This window comes from Rhodococcus chondri, from assembly GCF_036327435.1.
In the GTDB taxonomy this organism is placed as follows: Bacteria; Actinomycetota; Actinomycetes; order Mycobacteriales; family Mycobacteriaceae; genus Rhodococcus; species Rhodococcus chondri.
Window position 1 is genome coordinate 1 of the sequence record NZ_JAUZMZ010000343.1, and the last position, 1,852, is coordinate 1,852.

Sequence of the window (1,852 nt, forward strand, 5' to 3'; positions counted from 1 at the left end):
CGGCCCCCGACCGTGTCGGCGCGCTGCAGCGCGGCCAGTCCCCGCGTGATCTGGGCACGATCCCAGCGGGTGCGATCCTGCTCGGACAGCAGGATCGGCTCGCCGTCCCGGGAGGTGCGGGCACCGAATCTCGATGCCGTGAGTTCCATCAGCGCGACGAGACCGTGCACTTCGGGTTCCCGCGGGACGAGCTGGGCGAGGATGCGCGCGAGTCGGAGCGCTTCGCTGCTCAGGTCGGTGCGCATCCATTCGCTGCCCGTGCTCGCCGCATACCCTTCGTTGAAGATCAGATAGAGCACACCGAGCACCGCGCCGAGACGACTACCGAACTCTTCCCGCGGCGGAACCTCGAAGATCGCCTTCGCGGCGGTCAGGGTCTTCTTGGCGCGAACGATCCGTTGCTGCACGGTGGCCGTCGGGGTCAGGAACGCCTTGGCGATCTCCTCGGTGGTCAATCCGCCCACCACGCGGAGTGTCAGTGCGACCTGCGCCTTCCGGTTCAGGACCGGATGGCACGCGATGAACATCAGGCGAAGCACGTCGTCGTCGATCCGGTCGGGATCCCAGGTGGCGGTGTCGGCGCCGGAACAGCTGTTCTCGAGTTCGCGGGCGAGATACGCGTAGCGATCGTCCTGTCGCGCGAGTCGCCGCCACCCGTCGATCGCGCGCCGGGTGGCGACGGTCGTGAGCCACCCCGCAGGATTGCGCGGAATACCCGAGGCGGGCCACTGCTCGATCGCTTCGAGCAGCGCCTGCCCCGCGAGATCCTCGGCGAGATCGAGATCTCCGACCCTGCGTGTCAGTGTCGCCACGATCTTGGCGGATTCGATCCGCCAGACCGCGTCGACGGCGCGGTGGACGTCCTCGGACGCCGACCGCGCCGCCGTGTCCGTCACGGTCGGCCCGCGACGGGCCGCTCGGTGCCCAGCTGCTCGCGCCATCCCGCTTCCTTCTGGACGTACTCGTTACTCTGATCGAACTCTTCCATCTCGGTCACTCGGCGCACCTCGAGCTTGCTGCCCGGCCCGAGCGGACAGCGTTTGGCCCATTCGGCGGCCTCTTCCTTGCTCGCGGTCTGGATGATCCAGAAGCCGGAGAAGAGTTCTTTGGTCTCCCCGTACGGGCCGTCCGAAACGAGCGGCGGATCGGAGTCGAAGTCGACGACGAACCCTTCTTCCGGCTCGGACAGACCCTCGCCCGCGAGCAGAACACCGGCCTTGATCAGCGATTCGTTGTACTTGCCCATCGCCGTGAGGATCTCGTCGAAATCCACGTTCTTCGAAGCTTCGATGGCCTGATCGGTCGCGCGCAGCACCAGCATGTACTTCATCGTGCCTCCTTCGTCGCGGGGGCCTTTGTGGTCCCTCTGTCCAGACGTCGAACGGACACGCCGTCGATCGACAGATGCCCCGAAAGTATTTTCTCGCGACCGAGCAGCGTCCGCCCGCAGAACAGCGCAGGGCCGGTCGGGAATCCCGACCGGCCCGGCGTCACGCCGATGACAGTTCAGGCGACCTGTTCCAACCGGTTGCGATCGTCGAGACATTTGACGAAGGGCGCGAGCACCACCGCGACGAGCGCGATGCAGCCACCGACGACGAATGCCTTCTGTGTGCTGACGCGAGCGCACCGGCCTGGCCGGCGGCGGACGCGGCATCGGCGCGGACCGAGTCGTCGACACCGCGCAGGCCGAAGCAGCTCAGAAGTGCGGCGACCAGTCGTCGTGGACGAGGAGTAGTCGTCGAACCTCTAGGCTGTCCGCCATGGCTACGCTTCGAGACGCCCAGAAGAAGCTCACGAGACAGCTTCTGCTGGACAAGGGGCTGGAACTGTTTCAGACCAAGGGATACTG

2 protein-coding genes are annotated in these 1,852 nt (G+C 66.4%); both read right to left on the reverse strand.

All coding sequences use genetic code 11. The features are described from left to right. Nucleotides 1-941, reverse strand: a 941-nt coding sequence (locus tag Q8814_RS25955) for an RNA polymerase sigma factor (RefSeq protein ID WP_408015990.1), incomplete at its 3' end; no start/stop codon positions are given. Next, a complete protein-coding gene (locus Q8814_RS25960) occupies nt 893-1,330 on the reverse strand; it encodes a YciI family protein (protein ID WP_330154803.1) in 438 nt (145 codons plus the stop codon). The genes Q8814_RS25955 and Q8814_RS25960, both read right to left, overlap by 49 nt. Nucleotides 1,331-1,852 lie beyond the last annotated feature (522 nt).